The 22,278-nt window shown below is 44.7% G+C and carries 18 protein-coding genes, 9 tRNA genes, 1 rRNA gene and 1 riboswitch; of the genes, 25 read left to right on the top strand and 3 right to left on the bottom strand.

The annotated features are described in order from the left end of the window. Window positions 1–179: 179 nt before the first annotated feature. The 11 genes from rrf to rocF all read left to right on the top strand — a co-directional run bounded on the left by rrf (window position 180) and on the right by rocF (window position 2,570). Window positions 180–296 (top strand): 5S ribosomal RNA (gene rrf, locus V8G47_RS17745). Between the two features lie 8 nt (window positions 297–304). Further along, window positions 305–379, top strand: a tRNA-Asn gene (locus tag V8G47_RS17740). Window positions 380–381: 2 nt separating this feature from the next. Continuing rightward, window positions 382–454: transfer RNA gene (locus tag V8G47_RS17735), tRNA-Thr, on the top strand. 19 nt (window positions 455–473) lie between these two features. Beyond that, a tRNA-Glu gene (locus tag V8G47_RS17730) sits at window positions 474–548 on the top strand. A gap of 33 nt (window positions 549–581) precedes the next feature. Continuing rightward, window positions 582–657: transfer RNA gene (locus V8G47_RS17725), tRNA-Val, on the top strand. Window positions 658–731: 74 nt separating this feature from the next. Further along, window positions 732–807 (top strand) — tRNA-Thr (locus tag V8G47_RS17720). 13 nt (window positions 808–820) lie between these two features. After that, a tRNA-Tyr gene (locus tag V8G47_RS17715) sits at window positions 821–904 on the top strand. Between the two features lie 68 nt (window positions 905–972). After that, a tRNA-Gln gene (locus V8G47_RS17710) sits at window positions 973–1,047 on the top strand. Window positions 1,048–1,051: 4 nt separating this feature from the next. Continuing rightward, window positions 1,052–1,124: transfer RNA gene (locus tag V8G47_RS17705), tRNA-Lys, on the top strand. A gap of 44 nt (window positions 1,125–1,168) precedes the next feature. Continuing rightward, window positions 1,169–1,244: transfer RNA gene (locus V8G47_RS17700), tRNA-Ala, on the top strand. Window positions 1,245–1,667: 423 nt separating this feature from the next. Next, window positions 1,668–2,570, top strand: a complete 903-nt coding sequence (rocF, locus tag V8G47_RS17695; RefSeq protein WP_034765818.1) for an arginase — start codon at window positions 1,668–1,670, stop codon at window positions 2,568–2,570. A gap of 56 nt (window positions 2,571–2,626) precedes the next feature. Here rocF and V8G47_RS17690 read toward each other — a convergent pair whose 3' ends face one another. After that, window positions 2,627–2,776: an aspartyl-phosphate phosphatase Spo0E family protein gene (locus tag V8G47_RS17690; RefSeq protein ID WP_257141040.1), complete on the bottom strand. Its 150-nt coding sequence runs from the start codon at window positions 2,774–2,776 to the stop codon at window positions 2,627–2,629. Window positions 2,777–2,954: 178 nt separating this feature from the next. On the opposite strand from V8G47_RS17690, the gene sigW reads away from it, so the two are divergent. The 6 genes from sigW (at window position 2,955) to glmS (ending at window position 10,153) form a co-directional block, all read left to right on the top strand. Then, the gene (gene sigW, locus V8G47_RS17685) at window positions 2,955–3,518 is read left to right on the top strand and encodes an RNA polymerase sigma factor SigW (RefSeq protein ID WP_336201246.1); all 564 of its coding nucleotides are present in this window, start codon (window positions 2,955–2,957) and stop codon (window positions 3,516–3,518) included. A 15-nt stretch (window positions 3,519–3,533) separates the two neighbouring features. Then, complete coding sequence (locus V8G47_RS17680; RefSeq protein WP_336201245.1) at window positions 3,534–4,163, top strand: anti-sigma factor family protein; 630 nt, start codon at window positions 3,534–3,536, stop codon at window positions 4,161–4,163. A 236-nt stretch (window positions 4,164–4,399) separates the two neighbouring features. After that, the gene (gene cdaA, locus V8G47_RS17675) at window positions 4,400–5,236 is read left to right on the top strand and encodes a diadenylate cyclase CdaA (protein WP_336201244.1); all 837 of its coding nucleotides are present in this window, start codon (window positions 4,400–4,402) and stop codon (window positions 5,234–5,236) included. Continuing rightward, on the top strand, window positions 5,229–6,470 hold the full coding sequence (locus V8G47_RS17670; RefSeq protein ID WP_336201243.1) for a CdaR family protein: 1,242 nt from the start codon (window positions 5,229–5,231) through the stop codon (window positions 6,468–6,470). Before cdaA ends, V8G47_RS17670 begins: the two co-directional genes overlap by 8 nt. 25 nt (window positions 6,471–6,495) lie before the next feature. Further along, on the top strand, window positions 6,496–7,845 hold the full coding sequence (gene glmM / locus V8G47_RS17665) for a phosphoglucosamine mutase (protein ID WP_336201242.1): 1,350 nt from the start codon (window positions 6,496–6,498) through the stop codon (window positions 7,843–7,845). Between the two features lie 505 nt (window positions 7,846–8,350). Further along, window positions 8,351–10,153 carry a glutamine--fructose-6-phosphate transaminase (isomerizing) gene (gene glmS, locus V8G47_RS17660; protein ID WP_336201241.1) on the top strand — a complete coding sequence of 601 codons (1,803 nt, stop codon included), beginning with the start codon at window positions 8,351–8,353 and terminating at the stop codon, window positions 10,151–10,153. Between the two features lie 52 nt (window positions 10,154–10,205). On the opposite strand, the gene V8G47_RS17655 is transcribed toward glmS, so the two are convergent. Next, the gene (locus tag V8G47_RS17655) at window positions 10,206–11,708 is read right to left on the bottom strand and encodes a M1 family metallopeptidase (protein ID WP_336201240.1); all 1,503 of its coding nucleotides are present in this window, start codon (window positions 11,706–11,708) and stop codon (window positions 10,206–10,208) included. Between the two features lie 358 nt (window positions 11,709–12,066). Between V8G47_RS17655 and V8G47_RS17650 the strand changes: the two genes are divergently transcribed. Both V8G47_RS17650 and V8G47_RS17645 read left to right on the top strand, forming a co-directional pair. Continuing rightward, window positions 12,067–14,250, top strand: coding sequence for an FUSC family protein (locus V8G47_RS17650; RefSeq protein WP_336201239.1), 2,184 nt, complete (start codon window positions 12,067–12,069; stop codon window positions 14,248–14,250). Window positions 14,251–14,411: 161 nt separating this feature from the next. Then, window positions 14,412–15,107, top strand: a complete 696-nt coding sequence (locus V8G47_RS17645; RefSeq protein ID WP_336201248.1) for a YqcI/YcgG family protein — start codon at window positions 14,412–14,414, stop codon at window positions 15,105–15,107. Window positions 15,108–15,142: 35 nt separating this feature from the next. Here the strand turns inward: V8G47_RS17645 and liaG are convergent, their stop codons facing one another. Then, window positions 15,143–16,006 (bottom strand): LiaG family protein, encoded by an 864-nt coding sequence (gene liaG, locus V8G47_RS17640; RefSeq protein ID WP_336201238.1) that lies wholly within the window; start codon window positions 16,004–16,006, stop codon window positions 15,143–15,145. Window positions 16,007–16,250: 244 nt separating this feature from the next. On the opposite strand from liaG, the gene V8G47_RS17635 reads away from it, so the two are divergent. The 6 genes from V8G47_RS17635 (at window position 16,251) to V8G47_RS17610 (ending at window position 22,192) form a co-directional block, all read left to right on the top strand. Continuing rightward, entirely contained in the window at window positions 16,251–16,835 is a 585-nt protein-coding gene (locus tag V8G47_RS17635; protein ID WP_336201237.1) for a DNA-3-methyladenine glycosylase, read from the top strand. A 104-nt stretch (window positions 16,836–16,939) separates the two neighbouring features. Continuing rightward, a riboswitch (cyclic di-GMP riboswitch) is annotated at window positions 16,940–17,020 on the top strand. Beyond that, window positions 17,014–17,802 carry an EAL domain-containing protein gene (locus tag V8G47_RS17630; RefSeq protein WP_336201236.1) on the top strand — a complete coding sequence of 263 codons (789 nt, stop codon included), beginning with the start codon at window positions 17,014–17,016 and terminating at the stop codon, window positions 17,800–17,802. (Overlaps the previous riboswitch by 7 nt.) 130 nt (window positions 17,803–17,932) lie before the next feature. After that, window positions 17,933–19,912 (top strand): ABC transporter permease subunit, encoded by a 1,980-nt coding sequence (locus tag V8G47_RS17625; protein ID WP_336201235.1) that lies wholly within the window; start codon window positions 17,933–17,935, stop codon window positions 19,910–19,912. Between the two features lie 14 nt (window positions 19,913–19,926). After that, complete coding sequence (locus tag V8G47_RS17620) at window positions 19,927–20,388, top strand: helix-hairpin-helix domain-containing protein (RefSeq protein ID WP_336201234.1); 462 nt, start codon at window positions 19,927–19,929, stop codon at window positions 20,386–20,388. 137 nt (window positions 20,389–20,525) lie between these two features. Further along, a complete protein-coding gene (locus V8G47_RS17615; protein WP_442970873.1) occupies window positions 20,526–21,311 on the top strand; it encodes a divergent polysaccharide deacetylase family protein in 786 nt (261 codons plus the stop codon). A gap of 125 nt (window positions 21,312–21,436) precedes the next feature. Next, window positions 21,437–22,192 carry a (S)-benzoin forming benzil reductase gene (locus V8G47_RS17610; RefSeq protein WP_336201233.1) on the top strand — a complete coding sequence of 252 codons (756 nt, stop codon included), beginning with the start codon at window positions 21,437–21,439 and terminating at the stop codon, window positions 22,190–22,192. The last annotated feature ends 86 nt before the right edge of the window (window positions 22,193–22,278 follow it).

Here is a 22,278-nt window from a genome sequence, read left to right as displayed (position 1 = left end):
GATACTAATCGATCGAGGACTTAACCACAAAGAGTCATATTTATATGAACAACAATTGGTCGATATTCGGCTTTCTTGACATCAATTCTTTATCTAGTTTTCAGGGAATAAATTTTCATTTATACCTTGATTTTTACCGAAAATATTATATAATAATATTTGTCATTGTAAGCAATATGTCTGGTGATAATGGCGAAGAGGTCACACCCGTTCCCATGCCGAACACGGAAGTTAAGCTCTTCAGCGCCGATGGTAGTTGGGGGATCTCCCCCTGCGAGAGTAGGACGTCGCCAGGCCAAATCATTCCGCAGTAGCTCAGTGGTAGAGCTATCGGCTGTTAACCGATCGGTCGCAAGTTCGAATCTTGCCTGCGGAGCCATTGCTTCCATAGCTCAGCAGGTAGAGTGCTTCCATGGTAAGGAAGAGGTCACCGGTTCGAGCCCGGTTGGAAGCTTTTATTTTTTTTACAAACCGGCCCATTGGTCAAGCGGTTAAGACACCGCCCTTTCACGGCGGTAACACGGGTTCGAATCCCGTATGGGTCACCATTTTCTTTCAAGAAGAATTTAATTTTACATAGTGGAGGATTAGCTCAGCTGGGAGAGCATCTGCCTTACAAGCAGAGGGTCGGCGGTTCGATCCCGTCATCCTCCACCAAAGATTTTTGCGTCAGCGAAATATCTTTCCATGAACTGCTTTCATTACGCAGGATTCATCACAAGTTTATATATGCCGGTGTAGCTCAACTGGTAGAGCAACTGACTTGTAATCAGTAGGTTGGGGGTTCAAGTCCTCTTGCCGGCACCATTGTTTTTTAGCTGGAGGGGTAGCGAAGTGGCTAAACGCGGCGGACTGTAAATCCGCTCCTTCGGGTTCGGCAGTTCGAATCTGCCCCCCTCCACCATTTTGTATATTTCAGTGTAAAATGGACATCCTATAAATGTCCCTTTTTTATGCCATTCACGTAATTATTGGGCTATAGCCAAGCGGTAAGGCATCGCACTTTGACTGCGACATGCGTTGGTTCGAATCCAGCTAGCCCAGCCATTACGAGCCATTAGCTCAGTTGGTAGAGCATCTGACTTTTAATCAGAGGGTCGAAGGTTCGAATCCTTCATGGCTCATCACACATTTTCTCACATCTCTTGGTGTGAGAATTTCTCTATATGGGGCCTTAGCTCAGCTGGGAGAGCGCCTGCTTTGCACGCAGGAGGTCAGCGGTTCGATCCCGCTAGGCTCCACCAAAGTTATCTGCAATAACGAACTAACTATACATACGACATGATCAGACCTTGAATCTTTTAGGAGATTTGAGGTTTTTTTGTTATTTTTCAGAAGGATATTATCATTTTAGACAGATTTATTCTCAAAACTTCGGTTTTATTTTCAATTCGACATCTTATATTTTCAAAAACAGAATTTTATTTTCAAAACGAATCCAAATCGTCAGTACAGTCGTCATTCGACTCTCCCGTTAACTTTGATTTCCCTGATGTTCTTCAAACCGTTCTCTAGCAGATTCCCCTTTCCTACATAATCTTACAACCCTTACTACCAAAACCCTTCTGCCTACGCATATATATACACAATCCTGTCCAGTTGAGTCATCGGTCCTACTAGGGATACAATAGGGACAGGACGTAAATTTTGAATAGGGGGAATTTTTGATGAAAAGAAATATTTCAATTATTGGTGTACCGATGGATTTAGGTCAAATGCGCAGAGGTGTGGACATGGGACCGAGTGCGATTCGTTATGCCGGTATCGTTGAGAGACTTGAGAATCTCGGATATGACATCAAGGACCTGGGTGATATCGAGATTGGTCAAGCTGAGCGTGTACATAATAATCCTGATACAAATTTACGAAATTTGAAAGCGGTTGCTGAAGCGAGTGAAACGCTTGCCGGTAAGGTGAATGATGTCATCGGCAGCGGGGATTTTCCATTGATCTTTGGTGGGGATCACAGTATTGCAATTGGAACATTGGCAGGGGTTTCTCCTCATTATGAGAACTTAGGGGTGATCTGGTATGATGCCCACGGTGATTTGAATACGGGAGACACCTCCCCGTCCGGAAATATTCATGGGATGCCCCTGGCAGTGAGCCTCGGGATCGGCCATGAGGATTTAACGGGTATCGGACAAAGTTCGCCTAAGATCAAGCCAGAGAACATCGTCATCATCGGAGCGCGTTCTTTAGATGAAGGAGAAAGAGAGTTAATTAAGGAAAAAGGCATCAAAGTGTATACGATGCATGAAATCGACCGCCTGGGAATGACAAGGGTAATGGAAGAATCCATTGATTACTTGAAGGGAAGAACGGATGGGGTTCATCTATCACTTGATTTAGACGGGCTGGATCCAAGTGATGCCCCTGGAGTAGGAACTCCTGTCCTTGGAGGGATCAGCTACCGTGAGAGTCATCTGGCGATGGAGATGCTTGAGGAGTCTGGATTGATTACGTCTGCTGAATTCGTGGAGGTAAATCCTATCCTGGATGAGAAGAATAAGACGGCTACGGTTGCCGTTGCGTTAATGGGATCTCTTTTTGGAGAGAAGTTACTATAATTAGTTTCAAAAAAGGCTGGAACCCTCTAAGGATTCCAGCCTTCATCTATTTCCCTTTAATGGTGCTTGACCACTTGATATTGATTTAAAAGATCGTCAAGACGAGTACTCAAATCAACTACTTGCTCATCGGCAAAGGAAGACTTTAATGCTAGTTCGACCATTTGGCGACGGCAGTCTTCAATTTGAAATAATAAATCATTCATTCTTCTCCTCATTTCGAGATCCTCCCGCAATAGAAATATTAGTTCCTTTATACCCCTTTTCTAATAAATGTAAACACATTTCCCTAAAAATTTGTTAGGATAATAATATAAAAAAATTGAAACCTTTTGATAGGGTACTACGTATATAAATATAGCCGCATAGAGCGGAGGTTGTGAAATGGAAGCATTAGTGAATAAACGGATAAAACAAGTATTGAAAGGTGATCAAAATGCCTTTGCAGAATTGGTCGAGCTTTATAAAGATAAAGTGTTCCAAATTTGCTTCCGGATGCTTGGGAATCGTCATGAAGCAGAGGATATCGCCCAAGAGGCATTTATTAGGGCATATGTAAATATCGAAACTTTTAATCAAAAGAGAAAGTTTTCGACCTGGCTGTTCAGGATTGCGACGAATCTTTGTATCGACCGGATCCGGAAGAAAAAGCCCGATTACTTCCTGGATGCAGAGGTGGCAGGAACGGAAGGTTTGACCATGTACTCACAGGTGGCTGCTGATGTTCAGCTCCCGGAAGAAGAAGTGGAGAATATGGAGTTGCAGGAGACCATACAAAAAGAAATTTCCAAGTTACCGGAGAAATATCGATCGGTCATCGTTCTAAAATACATTGAAGAGCTCCCGCTTCAGGAAATCAGCGAAATACTGGATTTACCGTTAGGAACGGTTAAAACGAGAGTACATAGAGGGCGGGAAGCTCTCAGAAAACAATTACGATCACTGTAGAGAGGGTGAGTGAATATGAAGCCTTGTCCTGAAGAAATCATCGACTATATGCACGATTATTTAGATGGAGACTTAAATAGGGAAAATGAAGAAAAGCTGAAACATCATTTGCAGGAATGCAGCGAGTGTCAGCATCATTTCCATGAATTGAAAAAAGCGATTGCGTTTGTACAAAGCACATCTCATATCAGTGCTTCTGCAGACTTTACAGATAAAGTCATGGCGGGATTACCGAAAGAGAAGAAGAAGGTAGGTGTACAGAGATGGTTCCGTCACCACCCGCTACTTACGGCTGCGGCCCTGTTCCTGTTCTTTATGACAGGAAGTTTCCTTACCTCCTGGAATGATGAGGACTTCTCATTTACGAAAAATACTAAATTAGTCGTTCAGGATCATACGGTTGTCGTACCTGAGGGGGAAGTCGTAAATGGTGATCTGACCGTCCGGAATGGTGATGTGAAAATAGAAGGAAAAGTCACAGGGAACGTGACAGTCATCAATGGTAAGCAATATTTGGCTTCTGCAGGCAGTGTGACAGGAGAAATCCACGAAATCGATGAGGCGTTTGAGTGGCTTTGGTACCAGATCAAAAAAGGGGCTAAAGACACGCTGGATTGGGGAAATTCGCAACTTGAAGAAAAGTAGGATAAAATAGAGGGGATGGAATGTAAGGTCCGTCCCTAAAGGGCTGACACTTATGATATTCGTGTCAGTTTTTTTATGCAAAAACGTGAGTTCATGAAGAGAAATAGAAAGAATCATGAAGCCGTGGGTGTCTTTCATTTGACAGTGATAAAATGTGATATAATAGGAACGTTACGAAAATGGAGAAGCCACACATGGCGGCTTACGCTTTCGATTAAGCTATTGGAGGATGTAATATGCCGTTTATCGATATTTTTTCGGATTACTCCGCGCTGGATTATGTCTCTGATATTGTAGATATACTCGTTGTATGGTTTGTAATCTATAAACTGATCATGCTGATAAAAGGAACGAAAGCAGTACAATTATTAAAAGGTATTTTTGTCATCATCATTGTAAGGGGCCTGAGTAGTATCTTTGGTCTCGATACACTGGGGTGGATGATGGAACAAGCCCTCACATGGGGGTTCCTTGCAATCATCATCATCTTCCAGCCTGAACTCCGCCGGGCCCTTGAACAGCTTGGGCGTGGCCGTTTGTTCTCAAGGACAGGACTTCAGGAGGAAGAAGAGCAGGAACAGATGATTGAATCCATGACAAAAGCCGTAAGCTATATGGCAAAGCGACGGATTGGGGCACTCCTTACTCTTGAGAGGGAGACGGGGATGAGTGATTATATTGAAACAGGTATACCCCTTGATGCGAAAATTTCGTCACAGCTGCTCATTAATATCTTCATCCCGAATACACCACTTCATGATGGAGCGGTGATTGTACAGAAGAATCAAATCGCAGCAGCAGCTTGCTATCTTCCGTTATCAGAAAGTCCTTTCATCTCTAAGGAACTGGGAACAAGGCACAGAGCCGCACTTGGTGTCAGTGAAGTGACAGATAGTGTCACCATCGTTGTATCAGAAGAAACGGGAGCTATCTCCATTACGAAAAATGGGGAGTTGCATCGCGACCTCTCTCTGGAGCGCTTCAGGGAAATTCTTACGTTAGAACTCATTGGCGATAAGACGAATGCTTCCTCAACAAAATGGAGCTTTAGGGGGAAGAAAGAAAATGGATAAATTCATGGAAAGCCGTTGGTTCATGCGTATCGTCGGACTCATGTTAGCCTTCATTCTTTATCTATCCGTGAACTTTGATGATATTCAGAAGACGGCCAACAATAGTAACGGTACGTCCCAGGATGCGATTGAAACGATCCAGGATGTCCCGCTTGAAGTGTTCTATGATAGTGAGAACCTGGAAGTGTCAGGCTTGCCGGATACGGTGAATGTGACCGTGGAAGGGTCAAAAGCGATTGTCCAACAGACGAAAACCCTGAAAGACTTTCAGGTATATGTTGATTTAAATGATATCGGAATAGGTGAACACCGGGTGGATATCCAGATTCAGAACATTTCTGATAAATTGGATGTGAAGATCGACCCTGATTTCGCCAATATTTCCGTCCAGGAAAAGGTCACGGAAGAATTCAGCATTGAACCTAAATTCAATGAGAGTATTCTATCGAATGGATATGAGGCAGAAGGTCTTGCCGTTGATCCGAAATCTGTGAAGGTGACAGGTTCGAAGAATGAAGTAGAGCGGGTTGCCTACGTGATTGCCACACTCGATGTAGATGAAGAGATCAATGAAAATGTGACAAGGGAAGCCAGGGTACAGGTACTAGACCGGGATTATAACAAACTGGATGTCCAAGTGGATCCTGAAGTGGTGGATGTGACCGTTTCGGTCGTGAATCCGAGTAAGGCCGTACCAGTCACCATTAAGCAAAAGGGAAGTCTTCCGAAGGGTACTACCCTTGAGTCGATTTCAGTAGAACCTGAAGAGGCAACCGTCTTTGGAAGGCAGGATGTACTTGACACAGTGGAAGAACTCCTGGCAGAAGTCGATCTTTCCAAGATCACGAAGGATTCGACCATTACTGTTCCACTGGCCCTCCAGGAAGGATTGAATAAAGTGGCTCCCGAAGAAGTGAAAGTCACAGTTGATGTGAACACAACCGAGGAGAAAAGCTTATCCGGGATCGAAATCAAACCTGAAGGATTGGCAGACGAATATGAGTACACCATCATGGAACCTGAAAACGGAGTAGTGGACGTGGCTCTGAAAGGTGAGAACGAAGAAGTGAGTAGTGTGAAGAAAGAAGATTTTTCTCTCGCTCTCGATCTTACAGGGCTCGAACCCGGGGAACATGAGGTAGAAATAGAAGCGGAAGGGCCGGAGAATGTTGAATGGACCCTTTCGCAAGAAAAGGTAAAAGTAGAAATTAAAGAAAAGAACACATCAGCATAAGAGCTGTAAAAAGGAGAGAATGACAATGGGTAAGTATTTTGGAACGGATGGAGTAAGAGGTGTAGCGAATACCGAATTGACACCGGAATTAGCGTTTAAGCTCGGCCGATTTGGTGGATATGTACTGACAAAGGATGCTACACGTCCCAAAATATTGATTGGACGGGATACACGGATTTCCGGACACATGCTGGAAGGGGCTCTTGTAGCGGGACTTCTTTCAATAGGCGCTGAAGTGATGCGCTTAGGTGTGATTTCAACTCCTGGTGTCGCTTATTTGACAAAGGCGCTCGGAGCTCAGGCAGGGGTCATGATTTCCGCTTCTCATAACCCGGTAGCCGATAACGGAATTAAATTCTTCGGACCGGACGGCTTCAAGCTTTCCGATGACCAGGAAAGTGAAATAGAAGATCTGTTGGACCAAACCGTCGACGGGCTTCCTCGTCCTACCGGCGCAGACCTTGGACAGGTAAGTGACTATTTCGAAGGCGGTCAGAAGTATCTGCAGTATTTAAAACAATCAGTGGACGAAGATTTCGATGGTTTACATATTGCGTTAGATTGTGCACACGGTGCTACATCCGCTCTTGCCACTCACCTGTTTGCTGATCTGGATGCCGATATTTCCACAATGGGAGCATCCCCGAATGGATTGAACATCAATGAAGGTGTCGGGTCCACTCACCCGGAAACATTGGCTGAAATGGTGAAAGAAAAAGGCGCTGATCTGGGTCTTGCCTTTGATGGAGATGGAGATCGGATCATCGCCATTGATGAGCACGGACAGATCGTCGACGGCGATCAGATCATGTACATCTGCGGTAAGTACTTGAAATCACAAGGGCAATTAAAACAGTCTACCGTTGTATCCACTGTAATGAGTAATCTAGGGTTCCATAAAGGACTTGAAGAGAACGGCATCCAGAGCATCCAGACAGCCGTTGGGGACCGTTATGTTGTAGAAGAGATGAAGAAAAACGGCTACACACTCGGTGGTGAGCAGTCAGGCCATATCATCTTCCTGGATTACAATACGACTGGGGACGGACTTTTAACGGGTATCCAGCTGGTGAACATCATGAAGGTAACGGGTAAATCACTTTCTGAACTTGCCGGGGAGATGCAGAAGTTCCCTCAGAAGCTTGTGAATGTACGAGTGACGGATAAGCACCATGTGACAGATAACGAAACGGTGAAAAACGTCATTCAAAAGGTGGAAGAAGAAATGAACGGAAACGGCCGTATTCTTGTACGCCCTTCCGGAACAGAGCCTTTGGTGCGTGTAATGGCGGAAGCGCCTACGGAAGAACTTTGTGAGCGATATGTGAATGAAATCGTACAGGTCGTCGATCAGGAAATGGGTCTGAACGAATAGTTGATTTTTCATGCACAAGGGGTCAATATGAGCCTCTTGTGCATATTTAATTAGTAGGGTCCTTATGAAAGGGTTTATCACTGTACTGTGTCGGGAACATGACAATGGGATAACATCTTCTTGTTGTTGTCAGATTTATATTGACGAAGGGAAACCTGCTGGTGTATGATGATTTTGTTTTCGTTTTTCAAATAAAATGGGAATGTGATTCAAGAAGGAAAGGTGGATTGTAAGTAATAATCCTATAAAGCGCCAGGACTAAGCGATGGATACGTAAAGGATCGTTTAGTTGACGAGGTGGAGGTTTATCGAGTGTTCGGCGGATGCCTCCCGGTTCGTATATGTCACCGAACCGAAAGTTTCGTCCTTAAAACGTTAAGGCAACTTAATGCACAAAGGGAAGAAAAAAGTGACCTAAAATACTAATGACAAACAGAGATAAGGGGGCAAGTTGTCCCCAAAAGAGTTCTTGCCCCCTTGCATGTTCAGGGAGGATATATTAATTATGTGTGGAATTGTTGGATATATTGGAAGTTCAGATACAAAGGAAATTCTTTTAAAAGGTCTTGAGAAGCTTGAGTACCGCGGTTATGACTCTGCAGGCATCGCCGTTCAAAACGACGAAGGGATCCATGTGTTCAAGGAGAAAGGCCGTATTGCCGACCTTCGCGGAATCGTTGATGATAGTGTATCAAGCAACACTGGAATCGGTCACACTCGCTGGGCTACCCACGGTGTACCAAGCCAGGTGAATGCTCACCCTCATCAAAGCAATTCAGGCCGATTCACGATCGTTCATAACGGAGTAATCGAAAACTACTCCCAACTGAAGCGCGAATACCTGACAGACGTAACGTTCAAGAGTGATACGGATACTGAAGTCATCGTACAGCTGATTGAAAAGATCGTGGGAGAAGGAAATACAGTTGAGGAAGCGTTCCGTCAAACGCTGATGCTTCTTAAAGGCTCTTATGCGATCGCCCTTTTAGATTCTGAAAACGATGAAACGATCTATGTAGCGAAAAACAAAAGTCCACTGCTTGTCGGTCTTGGAGAAGACTTCAACGTTGTAGCAAGTGATGCTATGGCGATGATTCAAGTAACGGATCAATATGTTGAGCTGATGGATAAAGAAATGGTCATCGTAACGAAAGAAAAGGTCGAAATTCAAAACTTGATCGGTGAAGTAATGGAACGTGCTCCTTACACGGCTGAAATCGATGCCAGTGATATCGAAAAAGGAACATACCCTCACTACATGCTGAAAGAAATCGACGAGCAGCCATTAGTGATGCGTAAAATCATCCAGGCTTACCAAAACGAGAACAACGAGCTTCACATCGATGAGCCGATCGTCGGCGCGATGAAAGAAGCGGATCGTGTCTACATCATTGCATGTGGAACGAGCTACCACGCTGGCCTTGTTGGAAAGCAATTCATCGAGAAGAGCGCAGGGATCCCTGTAGAAGTTCATGTAGCAAGCGAATTCAGCTACAACATGCCTTTACTTTCTAAGAAACCATTATTCGTATTCATCTCACAAAGTGGTGAAACAGCAGACAGTCGTGCCGTACTTGTCCAGATCAAAGAACTTGGACATAAATCATTGACGATCACAAACGTAGCGGGTTCTACCCTGTCACGTGAAGCGGATTACACATTGCTTCTTCATGCAGGACCTGAGATTGCGGTTGCTTCAACGAAAGCGTACACAGCTCAGCTTGCAGTGCTTGCGATCCTTGCACACGTTGCCGGACAGGCTTGCGGAACCAACCAGGACTTTGACCTTGTTCAGGAACTGGGCATCGTGGCTACTGCGATGGAAGCACTTTGCGATACGAAAGAAGAGTTTGAAGATATCGCACGCGAATATCTTGCTACTACCCGCAATTGTTTCTTCATCGGTCGTTCACTCGACTTCTATGTAGGTCTTGAAGGTGCATTGAAGCTGAAAGAAATCTCTTACATCCAGGCAGAAGGATTTGCCGGAGGAGAGCTTAAGCACGGTACAATCGCCCTAATCGAAGAAGGTACACCGATCGTTGCCCTTGCAACTCAGGAAGAAGTAAACCTAGGCATCAGAGGGAATGTGAAAGAGGTAGTGGCTCGTGGAGCAAACCCTTGTATCATTTCCATGAAAGGCTTAGAAGACGAAGAAGATCGCTTCGTCATCCCGGAGGTTAACCCATTGTTAACACCTCTTATCTCTGTCATCCCATTACAACTGATCTCTTACTATGCTGCCCTGCACCGCGATTGCGATGTTGATAAGCCGCGTAACTTGGCAAAGTCCGTTACGGTTGAGTAAGGATTGATAATAGAAAACCGGTCAGTCCTTAAGGGCTGACCGTTTTTTTTCTTTATTCCTGATCTGAAAGCAGCACTCGATGCTCCCTGAAGAATGGCATCAAATCCCTGCCCGTTGATTTCTCCATGGAAGTGATAAAGTCCCGCGTGGTGGAAATGCCGAATTTCTGCTGCTTGAAATAGGTTTGCATGGCTGAGTAAAATGCCTCATCACCCAACAATTCTCTTAAGTCATTCAAGGTGCTGGATCCATAATTATAGATCATATAATAATAAGCACCTATTCCGCCTTCATCGGCTCTTGCCGTGAAATCGGAAATCTGGCTGGAAAGGTGATAGTACGTTTCTTCGGTAGGTTCAACTTGAAGTGAATCGAGTTCCCCATCATATAAAGCGGCGGCGAAACTGGCAAACGATTCGTCGAGCCAAGGCTCATCGTATTCGTTATTGCCGATGATGCCGTAGAACCATTGGTGACCGATTTCATGAGCGTTGACGGACTTAGCCCAATCTAGTGGACGGTCTCCTGCAAGGCTGATCATGACAAGCTGTGGATACTCCATCCCGCCGAACCAGCCTTCCATCGTGACGATATCAAGCTCAGGCCAAGGGTATTTGCCGAATTTTTCACTGAAGAGCTTGATGCTGTCTTCTCCAGATTCAAGGAGGGCGGCAGCATATTTAGAATGTTCTTCAGAATAATAGACATTGACTTTAATATTGTTGACTTCAGTAGAGATCACCCGGTAATTCGGATTCATTTCCAAGGCGAAATCACGGACATCCTTGGCTTTGTAGCGGTGGGTGGCTTTATCACCTGTAATCTTTGCTTTGCCTACTTCTTCTCCGGTAGCCGCAATCACCTGATTTTTGTCGGTTGTAACGGTTACGTCATATTTTCCTGATAAAGAGTAGAAGGATTCGCCATAGGGATAGTAAGGATCTACATTCCATCCTTCGTCATCATACACGGCCAGGATCGGGAACCAGTTCCCCATGGAAACCGTGTCGCCGTACCATCCGAACCGGTCCTGTTGTTCCGGCAGGCTTACTTCAAAATGCATGCTAACGGTCGCTTTCTTATTTTTGCTCAAAGAAAGTTCCTTGATATGTAACGCTGTCTCATTTATTTCAAAAGCTGCGTTATTCCCGTTTACTTTTACATTGGAAACATTCATTCCGCCGCCGTTCTCTTTAAAAACCTCGGCATTTCCCCAAAGATTGAAATACAATTCGCTTAAGTTGTTTTTAATATTATTTTTAAACGTCACTTCTAAGGTTCCTGTCGCTTTATGAGTGGAAGAGTTATAGTCTACATCGATGGTATAAGAAGGTTTAGCAGGACCAAGAGCTTGCTGATTCTTCTTATAGCCTTTCATGGAGAATGGGGAATTGAGTGTTGACAGGTCAGGTGTTCCGGATGGGATATAAGCCCCTTTAGGTTCTTGTTTCATAGAATCCGTTCCGGTGGCGGAAGCCGGCAAAGCGACTCCGATTGAACATACGAGTGCAATGACTCCCATTGATATTCGTTTCGTTAAACGACTCATCTTCATTTTTAACCCTCCTATAAGTTGAAAAATCCCATCGTACACTTAATGTGATTTTTCGGTTACTTAATGGATTCTGTAAAGCGGAGGATCTTCCCTTGATACTATTTTCTCGATTTTTGGAAATCCACAACCCGCATGGGAAGGGAGACTTATGTGTATTGGCCTAGGGAGAGTTGATTGGAGCACTTTCCTTTACCCACCCGCCCAAAACCCTTATAATCATACAAATAGATTCCGTTCTCTTCGTGCACCAGCGAATGTGAGTAACCTGCTGCTTCTTGCAGTACAGGTTACTTTTTTATTGGAAAGGGTACGATAAAAGAGAAGGAAAAACGGTTCGTAGATAAGGGTTTGATGAGATATGAAACATTTACATAGACAACATATATGGCTGGGGAGGATCCTTGCGTCCGATCCCGGCAGAAAAAGATTTCAGCAGGCGGGTAAAGCTACGATCAGCTTGATATCGGCTGTATTTACGATGCTTTTCTTATTGAAGCAGTTCGACCATCCTTCCATCACCCCGGCCATTGTGTCAGGTATGGTAGGGATGCTCGGGATATTTGTCGTCATGGATGATACGACGGGAAAAAAGAAGATAACGACCTTGCTGGTTGGTGTTTCAGTTGCCTCCGGGATCACTCTGGGTTCGGCCTTTGCCCACTACAGTCTCGTGGTGAACGCTTTATTGGTAGGGGTCATCTTTAGCGCATTTTACTTCTCACGATTTGCCATCCGCTATTTTTCCATGGGAATGGCAGGGTTTATGTCGATTTATATATCGTCGATCTTACAGCTGGACGTGGCCCATCTTGAATGGTTTTACCTCGGGATCGTCATTGGGCTCGTGTTCGCATTTCTTTATAACTTCATCATTTTTAAAGACTCTGTCCATATGTTAAGAAGGAGTATGCGTTCGTTTCATATTCAATCCAACTTGACGTTTACCATCTTAATGAAGATGATAGAGGATCCGAATACGAGCGGTAAGCGGAGGAAGCAATTGGACCAGAATGTAAGAAGGCTGAATGAGTATGCTAGAAGCGTAGCGGGTGACATTAATGAGAATGATTTAAAGAAGCTGTGGCCCGGCATTGAAGCTTCGCAACTTCGTTTATACGTCTTTGACACTGAAATGCTCATTCAGACTCTCACGGATTCATTGAAAAAGCTGAAGGACCTGGAAGCTTTGGAGGTCATGGAACTGAGGCGCCTGCTCGTATGGGTCATTCGTTCTCTCCGTGACGCCGAGGTACTCGCCCAGGATTATGATCCCCGTTCCCTTGAAGAGGCAGAAAAAGCCATCCAGGCCCTGCGTCTGGTATTGTCAGAGGTTTTGAATCAAGAAGAGAAACCTGAAGGCTGGGTGTATCTCCTGAGACGGATCGAGTCCATTGCGAATCATGTCCTGGAAGCGGCCATTACGATTCAGGAATCACTGAATGTGTCAGAGTACAAGGGGTCGACTGTAGAGAGCGATGCTGAGCCGGAGGAAGAAGACAAAGAAGATGAGTCTGAAGATGACAAAAGTTTAAAACCGTCTACGCGTAAAGCGATACAAGCCCTGGTAGCGGGAACGCTTGCGATTATCGTCGGGGTGCTGATTGCACCTGCACAGCCGTACTGGGTCTTGCTTACGACCTTTATTGTTCAAATCGGGACTGAAACGGTAGGCAGAACGTATATGAAGGCTTTCCAACGATCGATCGGGACGGTGATCGGGGCCATCATCGGATTCGGTGCCGCAAACCTTGTATCAGGAAATTCACAGCTGGAGGTTGTTCTCCTGTTTGCGGTCCTGTTCCTCGCCTTTTATCTTTTCCCGGTTTCCTATACTTTGATGAGCCTATTCATTACGATGCTGATCGCCTTTATGTATGACCTCCTCCTCGGTGGAATCAGCATTCAGCTCATGGGGGCACGTGTCATCGATACGATTGCAGGAGCCGTGATTGCCCTGATCGTCTCAGCGTTTGTATTTCCAAAAAGAACAAAAGACAAAGTCGCCGATAGCTTTGATGATTTCTTTGGGGATCTGGAAGGGTATGTATCTTCCTATATTAAAACCTTTACGGTCCCGGAAGATAAAGCATTGACAGATCAGGCATTTGATCTGGATCAGAAGCTTCAGGCGATCAAGGATGAGGCACAATCGCTTCTGCAAAGACCTGGATCTTTGACGAGGTCGGGAGTCGGGCGCTGGATCACAGTGGTGACGGCCATTAATTATTACGCAAAGCACCTGCTTGCTTCCTCCCATCGAAAGGTGCCGGCAACGGTTTCAGAGGAGCTTAGCAGTGCGTTTTCAGAAACAGAAGAAAAAATCTCTCAAAACATCGAGACACTTCGACAATTGTTAAAAGAACAGGGAAGTGCTCCCGTTATGTGGGATTTAAGCCCGGAGCGGGAAAGAATTGAAACCCAGGCTCCGAGCTGGCGTAAGTCCCAGATGGACCTTATTCACCATTTCTACTATGTGTGGAGGATCAATCAATCGATCGTGGCACTTGGAGTGGAATTAGGGGCGGAGGTAAAGAAAGGGTAAAGCGGATTCCGCTTTACCTTTTTTAATGATGGAAATAAGAAATAAGGTGTTTTTTGTCGGTAATTGTTTTAACCTGTCACAATTCGGGAAGAGCATACCATTGACATAAATTTGAGGTGGAAGAATTGACAACGAACAGTTTATTGCTGACAAAAGAAGATATGACAAACCCTGAGATTGTCCCTCAATGGGTTATAGAAGAATATAAGAACTTTCATGAGGTTGTAACTGACCGCACTTTCCCTTGTTACTTCGGGATGACCGGAGAGAAGAAGGGTGAGCTTCGGTATTCCTATATCAGTCATGACAATTGGGAGCATCTTCCCCAAACGATTCAAGAGTTCATCGACTTGTTTGATGTACCTGAAGGAGAGCGTCTGATCCGTCACGGCTTCTTTTTATTTGTGGAACCTGAAAGGGAGGAGAGGTCCGTCCCTCATTACAGGGATTATTTCTGGAGAATCCTGCAGTTTCTCCATGGTGAGGATAAGGAGGATTGGCCGGAAGATTATCCAGAGGATCCGGATCATCATTTGTGGGCTTTTTCCTTTGCAGGGGAACCTTTCTTCGTGTTTGGGAATGCTCCTGCCTACAAGCAGCGTAAGACGAGGGATCTTGGGAATAGCTTAGTACTCGGATTTCAGCCAAGAAGGATTTTTGAAGGTTTGGAGGGTACGTCCAAGGGGGGTATCATGTCCAGGGAAAAAGTAAGAGAGCGGGTCGAAAAATGGGACGGCTTACCGAAGCATCCTAATATCAGTCATTACGGGGATCCTGAACACCGTGAGTGGAAGCAGTATTTTATTGGGGACGATGTGGAGCCGATTGAAGGGAAATGTCCATTCCATCATAAATAATTGAAAGAGTGCCGGGATGTTCCCGGCACTCTTCTTTAATATATATCCACATTTCCACTGGATACTGAAACATCAATGGTATATTGCCCTGAGCCTGCAACCCCTGATATATCCCCATTTTCTATCTTTTGATCTTTTAGAGGAAGATTGCAGGAAATATCTCCGCTGCTCGCCTGCCCCTTCAGTTTAAAGCTTGCTTTCTCCGGCAGGTCAAGCTTCACTCCCCCTGAGCTGACATCGAATGTCATGTCTCCCTTTAAGGAGTCCATGGTGACCGTTAATTCCCCTGAGGATAAGTCGCCTTCGAGGGGACCTTCAAAGTTTGATAATTCTACATCCCCCGAACTGATTTCCACTTTTCCATCCTTTGTTGTGAAGCTGTTGACGACCAGGTCACCTGAAGAGCCATCGTGTTCGAACACATTTGTCTCGATGTTTTCAAGCTCCATATTACCTGATCCCATGTCGATGGACAGTTCATCCAGCTTCCATTTCTTTGAATGGGATCCTCCCGCCATCACGAAATTGCCGGAGCCGATGTCGATTTCCATGCTGTTCTTATACTCTTTCGGAATATAAACCGTAACGTTTGATTTGCGATTGAATCCAATCCATTCATACCATTTATGCTTGACCGCAACGTCAATCGTATCTCCGTTCCCCGCCAATGTCATCGTCCCTTTTCCCTCTATATCGACCTGTACTTCACTTTTGTCTGAGGGTATGATTTTTGTGTCGCTGTTTTCCAAATCCAGATCGATATGTTTGATTTTATTCGTCACTTCAATCCGTTCCCCTGACTGACTTTCTTTTGCAAACAATGATGTATTGTCATTTAGGATGACATAGAGCGTCCCCAATGCAAGCAGTGCAATAATAACTGCAAACGCGTTCTTCATTCGAATCCCTCACTTTGGTTTGTTTTTCCAATTGATACTATTATTTTAATGCAGTGGAGAGACTACTACAATGAGCCATAGGATTATTTTTGAATGGGACCAGAGGCGTAGGGTAGTCGGAATCGAGAATATCGAAGCGGGGAATCCGCTGCCATTACCTTAGGAGACGATCGTGGATTCCTGATTTAAATAAGCAAAGGTAGGGTACAAATAGATTAGATAATGTAGATAAGGAAGTGAAATCATGGAAGGTACACCTATGCCCCCAACCTTTTACGAACAGCCGACACTGGAGCTTGCCAAATCTTTGTTGGGGTGTGTGTTAGTGAAAGAAACAAAGGAAGGGATCGCTTCAGGTTATATTGTGGAAACAGAAGCATATATGGGGCCGATAGACAGGGCCGCCCACAGTTACGGAAACAGGCGCACAAAGCGGACGGAAGTGATGTTCCATGAACCTGGCCGCATTTATACATACGTCATGCATACTCACTGCCTCGTCAACGTGGTGAGCGGAGAAAGGGAGAAGCCTGAAGCGATCCTCATCAGAGCCGTAGAGCCTCTCCATGGACAGGAGCTTATGGAAGCGAGGCGCCCCGGTCATGTTAAGAAGAATTGGACGAATGGGCCGGGAAAGTTGACGAAGGCTCTAGGCATTACCATGGAGGATTACGGGGGGAGTTATTTACAACCGCCCCTCATGATTACAGAGGGGTATCAGCCTAAGAACATTTCGTCAGGGAAAAGAATAGGGATCGATAACACGGGGGAAGCCAGGGATTATCCATGGAGATTCTGGGTTAGTGGTAATCCATTTGTCTCAAGGTGATCCCTCTTTATGAATTTTCAAATAATTTATAGTAAATATACCCCATAAGTACTAGTTATGTGGTATATTTTTCTTATAAGACAAATATCTTTATAAGCTGACCATTCGACTGGGGGCTTTGAACCTAAATGATAGATGGGCGCTTACATTTAGGGGAGCCAGTAGCGCAACCGACCACATGCGAACGCGGATAATGCGTTTTTGTGTGGTTTTTTTGTGGGTAAGACCAAAACTAAAGAGAGAGTATAGGGGTCCTATGAACATCTTTACTATTTTCCAAGACGACTTTATCTACCATGATTTTCAGCCATTATATGATATGGGTGAACATCGAACCCTCTATGCTTATGAGGGTCTTTTGCGAAATAAGTATAATGAAAATCCCGAAAGTGTATTTCAATCGGCCATGAAGGCAAATATCTTGTACAAACTGGATACTCTGTCCATTTCAAAAGCACTTGAAAGTTTTTCGGAAAACGGGATCGAGGACTGTAAACTGTTTCTCAATATTTATATCACCACGATGTTGCACCCGAGCTTTCACACCTATTTTTCCGATCTTATGGACCGCCACCCTGGCATGAAGGGCCGACTTGTGCTTGAAATTAATGAGTCCAGTGCGGAAGAGCTTTGGCAGAATCCGTTGTTAAAAAAGTCTTTGAAAGAACTGAAGCAATATGGTGTGTGGTATGCGATTGATGATTTCGGGCAGGGGACGTCTTCAATCAAGAAATCCATTGAATATGAACCGGAAATCATCAAGCTTGACCGCTATTTTGCCATGAACCTGGCACAGGATGAAAAGAAACAGCGGTTCCTCTCTTTTTTCAACCAATTTTACGGAAGTGATACGTTGATTGTCTTAGAAGGGATCGAAACAAAACAGGATATGCAGGTGGCAAGGGAAATAGGGATAACGATTGGACAGGGCTTTTATTTAGGAAAGCCGAGCCGATTATTGGCTTAGACCTGAAGAGTGACTCTGACTTACCGGGGTCACTCTTTTTGTTATCAAATTGTCAGATTTGAAATAAAATTGAAAAATTTTTACATTTCTATTAAACTGAGGAAAAAGAGAATAAAGGGGGATTCAATGTATGAAATATCTCAAGTTTCCGATCAGGTTCGTCTTTTATTATATTCTCGGTTTAATTGGGATTCTAGCCGTGAGTATTGCTCCAGAAGTGTTCAGGGAAAGAGGGCTATATAATGTTGTAGGCTACTTGGAGGAGTTTATCAAGTTCATCTTTGTTTTCATGGATGAGGCCAACTGGAGTTATTCATATAAGGGAATTACCGTCGATTTCCTCGATATGCTTTGGGGACCATACCTGTATTCACTGCAAATTATTGGGGGAGCTTTGGGCATAGGGCTGGGTATTGCCTTTATTCTTACCGTTTTCACCGTCTTTTTACCACGACCGATCACATCGGCTCTGAAGAAAGCATTAAACCTCTTGGAGACGGTGCCGGATTTAATGTTCGCGTTCATGCTCCAACTGATGATTGTCTATGTATTTAAATATTTCGGTGTGGAACTGATGAATTTTACAGAGTTCGGGGAGGAGAAGATCTTTCTTGCCCCGATGATTACGTTGTCGATCATTCCGATGATCTCTTTCTTCCGGATCCTCATTTTCATTATGGAAGAAGAGTTGCTGAAGCCACACATCGAATTTGCCCAGAGTAAGGGGATGTCGAAAGGGCGGATCCTATTTTCACATGTTTTGAAAAATATTTCACCGAGTCTTTTCTATCATGGAAAGCTGATCATATGGGGGATGCTGTCGAGTTTATTCATCATTGAAACGATTTTCAATATGAAGGGGATCACCTATTATATCATTCAAGATTTCAGACCGATGGTGATTGCCATCTCATTGATTATGATTTACACACCTTTTTTCATCGTGTACCAAGGTGTGTATCTGTGGATCAATCATGAGAGCAGTGAGGATCACACGAAATATAAACGAGATAAAACAAAATGGACTGAATGGAAGATATGGGGCTTCCTTTCAACCATTCGCAGGCTGTGGTGGCAGCATATGCATAATGGCAAGTTCGCCACCGGATTCATTGTGATATTTGGTTTAATCGCGGCCAGCTTCCTCTATTCAGCGTTGAAGGAAGAGCCGATCAAACAAATTCAATTTATGAAAAATGAAGAGGGACGGATCATCAGTGCCCCTCCTCATAAACCATTTGGGGACATGATTCTGGGATCCGACTTCTTCGGTTACAGTATTCTCGATCAGCTTATTGTGGGGGCGAAGTATACCCTGTTGTTTGCTTTGGTTGTAGCTTCCCTGCGGGTGATCGGGGGATTCTATCTTGGTATTGCTTATCATTTCCACTTGAAAGAAGGCAGGAAGAACTGGCTTGACCGGATGGTGGATTCGATTCATTTCCTGCCTTTAAGTCTTATCGCTTATCTCTTATTAAGACCGGTCCTTTGGGGGCTGCCTGTGTTAGGATGGGATCACTCGATCTTTGAGAGGCTTGTGTTCGAAGCCGTTGTCTTAACAATCCTTGTCCTGCCGTTGACCACTGTGTTAATCGGGAATGAACTGAAACTCATAGGGAAGCAGGACTTTGTTCTGTCTGCGAAGCTCCTTGGAGGAAGTAACAAGCACCTGCTTTGGACGCATCTCTTCCCTCACTTGGCTCCGAGGCTGTTTATTATATGGGGACAGCAATTCATCCAGACGCTACTTATCCTCGTCCATCTCGGATTATTTCATCTTTTTCTGGGAGGGACGATCATAACCGGTGGGATGGTTCCGGATCCTCCGAAATCAGGAACGTTTGAATGGTCCGGCCTGATCAGCTCCACGAAGAATTCACTTATGACAGGCAAGTACTGGATTGTCATTGCTCCACTCGTTGCCTTCATGATCGCGATCATCGCCATGCAGCTGATTGTTCAGGGCGTGAAGGAAATCCAGCAAACGAAAGTCGGGGTGCTGGTGAACAACAAACCAATCAAGACGAAACAAAAAATAGCAAAAAAGAAAACCAACCGTCCCGCGGTGGAAGACTTCCAATTTGTCCGCCAGCAAACCTTTAAAGGATAAGGAGGAGACTAAAGGTGAGCAGAAAAAGCCCTAAACTTCCATTGACTGATCAGGAGAGGTCAGCCCTTCGCAAGGCTAAGATACGACTCGGGGATCTACATGAATGTTCTCCTGAATTTCTCCGGGAGAAACTTAATATTACGATGGAAAGATCCCGTTACTTAGTCGGGATGTCCATATTTCAACAGATTCCTTCTATTGGACCCAATATGGCTCACAATGTTGTAGAGGATCTTGGATTTTATACCCTTGAAGAAATCAAGGAAGAGAAGGGGGAAGACATTATCATCGACTTAGAAAAGAAGTACGGTGTTTGGATGGACCCATGCGTAGAAGACTCACTCAGATGTGTCGTCCACCACGCCAATCACCAGGGAAGCAGCAAGAACTGGTGGGACTTCACAACACAAAGAAAAACATATCGCCAAACTCACGGCTACCCTGGAGACCGTCCCACCAAAGCCTGGGATCAATAGGTCCGTCCCTCCTGAAGTCCAAGCCGGGAAGCGCATTTACGCTTCCCGGCTTTCTTTTTTGCTGGTTTTTGAGGGACGGACCTCATTCGTATTTCCTCCTTAAAATGGACATCATAAAGAAAAAGGAGTGATGCTATATGAGAACCCTTGTTATCTGTTTACTTATGACTTTTTCTATACAGATGTCCGTTTCAGCAAGAAACATCCTTCCCCTTCCGGCACATCAGAATGAACTTGCGATTGTGATCGATGATTTAGGAAACGACATGAAAGGGACAGAAGAAATATTAAGCCTTCCCGTCACTTTGACGATCGCGGTCATGCCTTTTCTCCCAACGACCAAGGCAGACGCGGAAAAAGCCCATAAAAGTGGACATGAGGTCATCGTCCACCTTCCTATGGAACCGATGTCTGGAAAAGCGAGCTGGCTCGGTCCGGGGGCAATCACGACTTCGCTATCCGATGAAGAAATCAGGAAGAGAGTGGAGCAAGCCCTGGAAGAGGTTCCTTATGCAGTGGGAGTCAATCATCATATGGGATCGAAGGCAACCGCCGATGAGCGGGTCATGAGGATTGTCCTCGGTATATGCAAGGAAAGGGGTTTATTTTATCTGGATAGTAAAACAACAGGAAAGAGTGTCATTCCGAAGCTTGCAAAGGAAATGGGCGTGCCATATCTTGAAAACGAATTATTCTTTGATGACATCTACACCATTCAGCACATCGGGAAGCAGGCGAGACTCCTTTCAAAGGCATTGGATCGTGATGAAGCAACCATCGCGATCGGGCATGTTGGGGTTACAGGCATGAAGGTGGCCACCATGTTAAAAGAATTTCTTCCCCTTTATGAGAAAAAAGCATCGATCGTGCCACTGTCCGATCTCATTCCAGAATATCATTTGATTGATGAGAGCATGCCTTGATGGTGTGCTTTTTTAATGAACATTAAAAAATGAAAATGTGGAAATAATCTGTTAATCGATGCTTAATTTTTTGAGGAAAGGAAACTCTCCTTTATAATCAGTAGGTAAGAAGGAGATGATTCGAAATGGATTACGCAATCGTGACAGGAGCAACAAGGGGATTAGGGGAGTCCGTCGCCAGGCTCTTTATTGAAAAAGGCATCGGCATTCTCAATATATCCCGTTCGGATAATGACAGCTTACAAAAGCTTGCACAGGAAAAAGAAGTATCGTATGAATTCTTTCCCTGCGATCTATCTCAATCAGGACAAACTGAAGCGGTTTTCCGTGAAGTAGGGACAAAGGTATTTGGATCTGAAGCCGAGACGATATATGTCGTTCAAAATGCCGGCGTGGTGACACCGATCAATACGTCGGGTGAAGTGGAAAATAACGCATTGGAAACGAGTGTGCACGTCAATCTCCTTTCACCTATGATCGCCACCAATGAATTGCTCAAGGCAGCCAAAGGCTCTGAATCGAAGATGATCATGATCAACATCAGTTCAGGAGCGGGAAGCCGTCCCGTTTATGGCTGGAGTACGTATTGCGCGACTAAGGCGGGGATCAATATGCTGACTGAAACAGTTAGCCTTGAACTTTCAAATACGCATAGCCGTCATCAGGTCATCGCTTTCAGTCCGGGAGTGATGGATACGGATATGCAGGGGGAAATCCGCTCGTCCTCCAAAGAAGCCTTTGCCGAGGTTGAATCGTTCCAGCGCTACAAAGAAGAGGGGATGCTGCGCAGCACGGACACGGTAGCGGATGCACTGGTGAATCTCATCACCAAAACCGATATAGAAAGTGGCAAACTGTATCATGTGAATGATTTGTTATAAGAAGAGAGCAGATTCCGGAAAGCGGGGTCTGCTTTTTTAATGGTGTTTGAAAAATCCGGACATAAAAAGAGACAAACCCAGACAGA

Origin of the sequence: Rossellomorea sp. LJF3, from assembly GCF_037046045.1 — a bacterium.
Lineage (GTDB): Bacteria > Bacillota > Bacilli > Bacillales > Bacillaceae_B > Rossellomorea.
The sequence above is the reverse complement of the archived record's forward strand: the minus strand, read 5'-3'. Positions and strand labels throughout refer to the sequence as shown.

Excerpts from the sequence above, each read along its gene's own strand:
- rocF (WP_034765818.1), top strand. The coding sequence starts at position 1,668 with ATGAAAAGAAATATTTCAATTATTGGTGTACCGATGGATTTAGGTCAA.
- V8G47_RS17690 (WP_257141040.1), bottom strand. The coding sequence starts at position 2,776 with ATGAATGATTTATTATTTCAAATTGAAGACTGCCGTCGCCAAATGGTC.
- sigW (WP_336201246.1), top strand. The coding sequence starts at position 2,955 with ATGGAAGCATTAGTGAATAAACGGATAAAACAAGTATTGAAAGGTGAT.
- V8G47_RS17680 (WP_336201245.1), top strand. The coding sequence starts at position 3,534 with ATGAAGCCTTGTCCTGAAGAAATCATCGACTATATGCACGATTATTTA.
- cdaA (WP_336201244.1), top strand. The coding sequence starts at position 4,400 with ATGCCGTTTATCGATATTTTTTCGGATTACTCCGCGCTGGATTATGTC.
- V8G47_RS17670 (WP_336201243.1), top strand. The coding sequence starts at position 5,229 with ATGGATAAATTCATGGAAAGCCGTTGGTTCATGCGTATCGTCGGACTC.
- glmM (WP_336201242.1), top strand. The coding sequence starts at position 6,496 with ATGGGTAAGTATTTTGGAACGGATGGAGTAAGAGGTGTAGCGAATACC.
- glmS (WP_336201241.1), top strand. The coding sequence starts at position 8,351 with ATGTGTGGAATTGTTGGATATATTGGAAGTTCAGATACAAAGGAAATT.
- V8G47_RS17655 (WP_336201240.1), bottom strand. The coding sequence starts at position 11,708 with ATGAAGATGAGTCGTTTAACGAAACGAATATCAATGGGAGTCATTGCA.
- V8G47_RS17650 (WP_336201239.1), top strand. The coding sequence starts at position 12,067 with ATGAAACATTTACATAGACAACATATATGGCTGGGGAGGATCCTTGCG.
- V8G47_RS17645 (WP_336201248.1), top strand. The coding sequence starts at position 14,412 with ATGACAAACCCTGAGATTGTCCCTCAATGGGTTATAGAAGAATATAAG.
- liaG (WP_336201238.1), bottom strand. The coding sequence starts at position 16,006 with ATGAAGAACGCGTTTGCAGTTATTATTGCACTGCTTGCATTGGGGACG.
- V8G47_RS17635 (WP_336201237.1), top strand. The coding sequence starts at position 16,251 with ATGGAAGGTACACCTATGCCCCCAACCTTTTACGAACAGCCGACACTG.
- V8G47_RS17630 (WP_336201236.1), top strand. The coding sequence starts at position 17,014 with ATGCGAACGCGGATAATGCGTTTTTGTGTGGTTTTTTTGTGGGTAAGA.
- V8G47_RS17625 (WP_336201235.1), top strand. The coding sequence starts at position 17,933 with ATGAAATATCTCAAGTTTCCGATCAGGTTCGTCTTTTATTATATTCTC.
- V8G47_RS17615 (WP_442970873.1), top strand. The coding sequence starts at position 20,526 with ATGAGAACCCTTGTTATCTGTTTACTTATGACTTTTTCTATACAGATG.
- V8G47_RS17610 (WP_336201233.1), top strand. The coding sequence starts at position 21,437 with ATGGATTACGCAATCGTGACAGGAGCAACAAGGGGATTAGGGGAGTCC.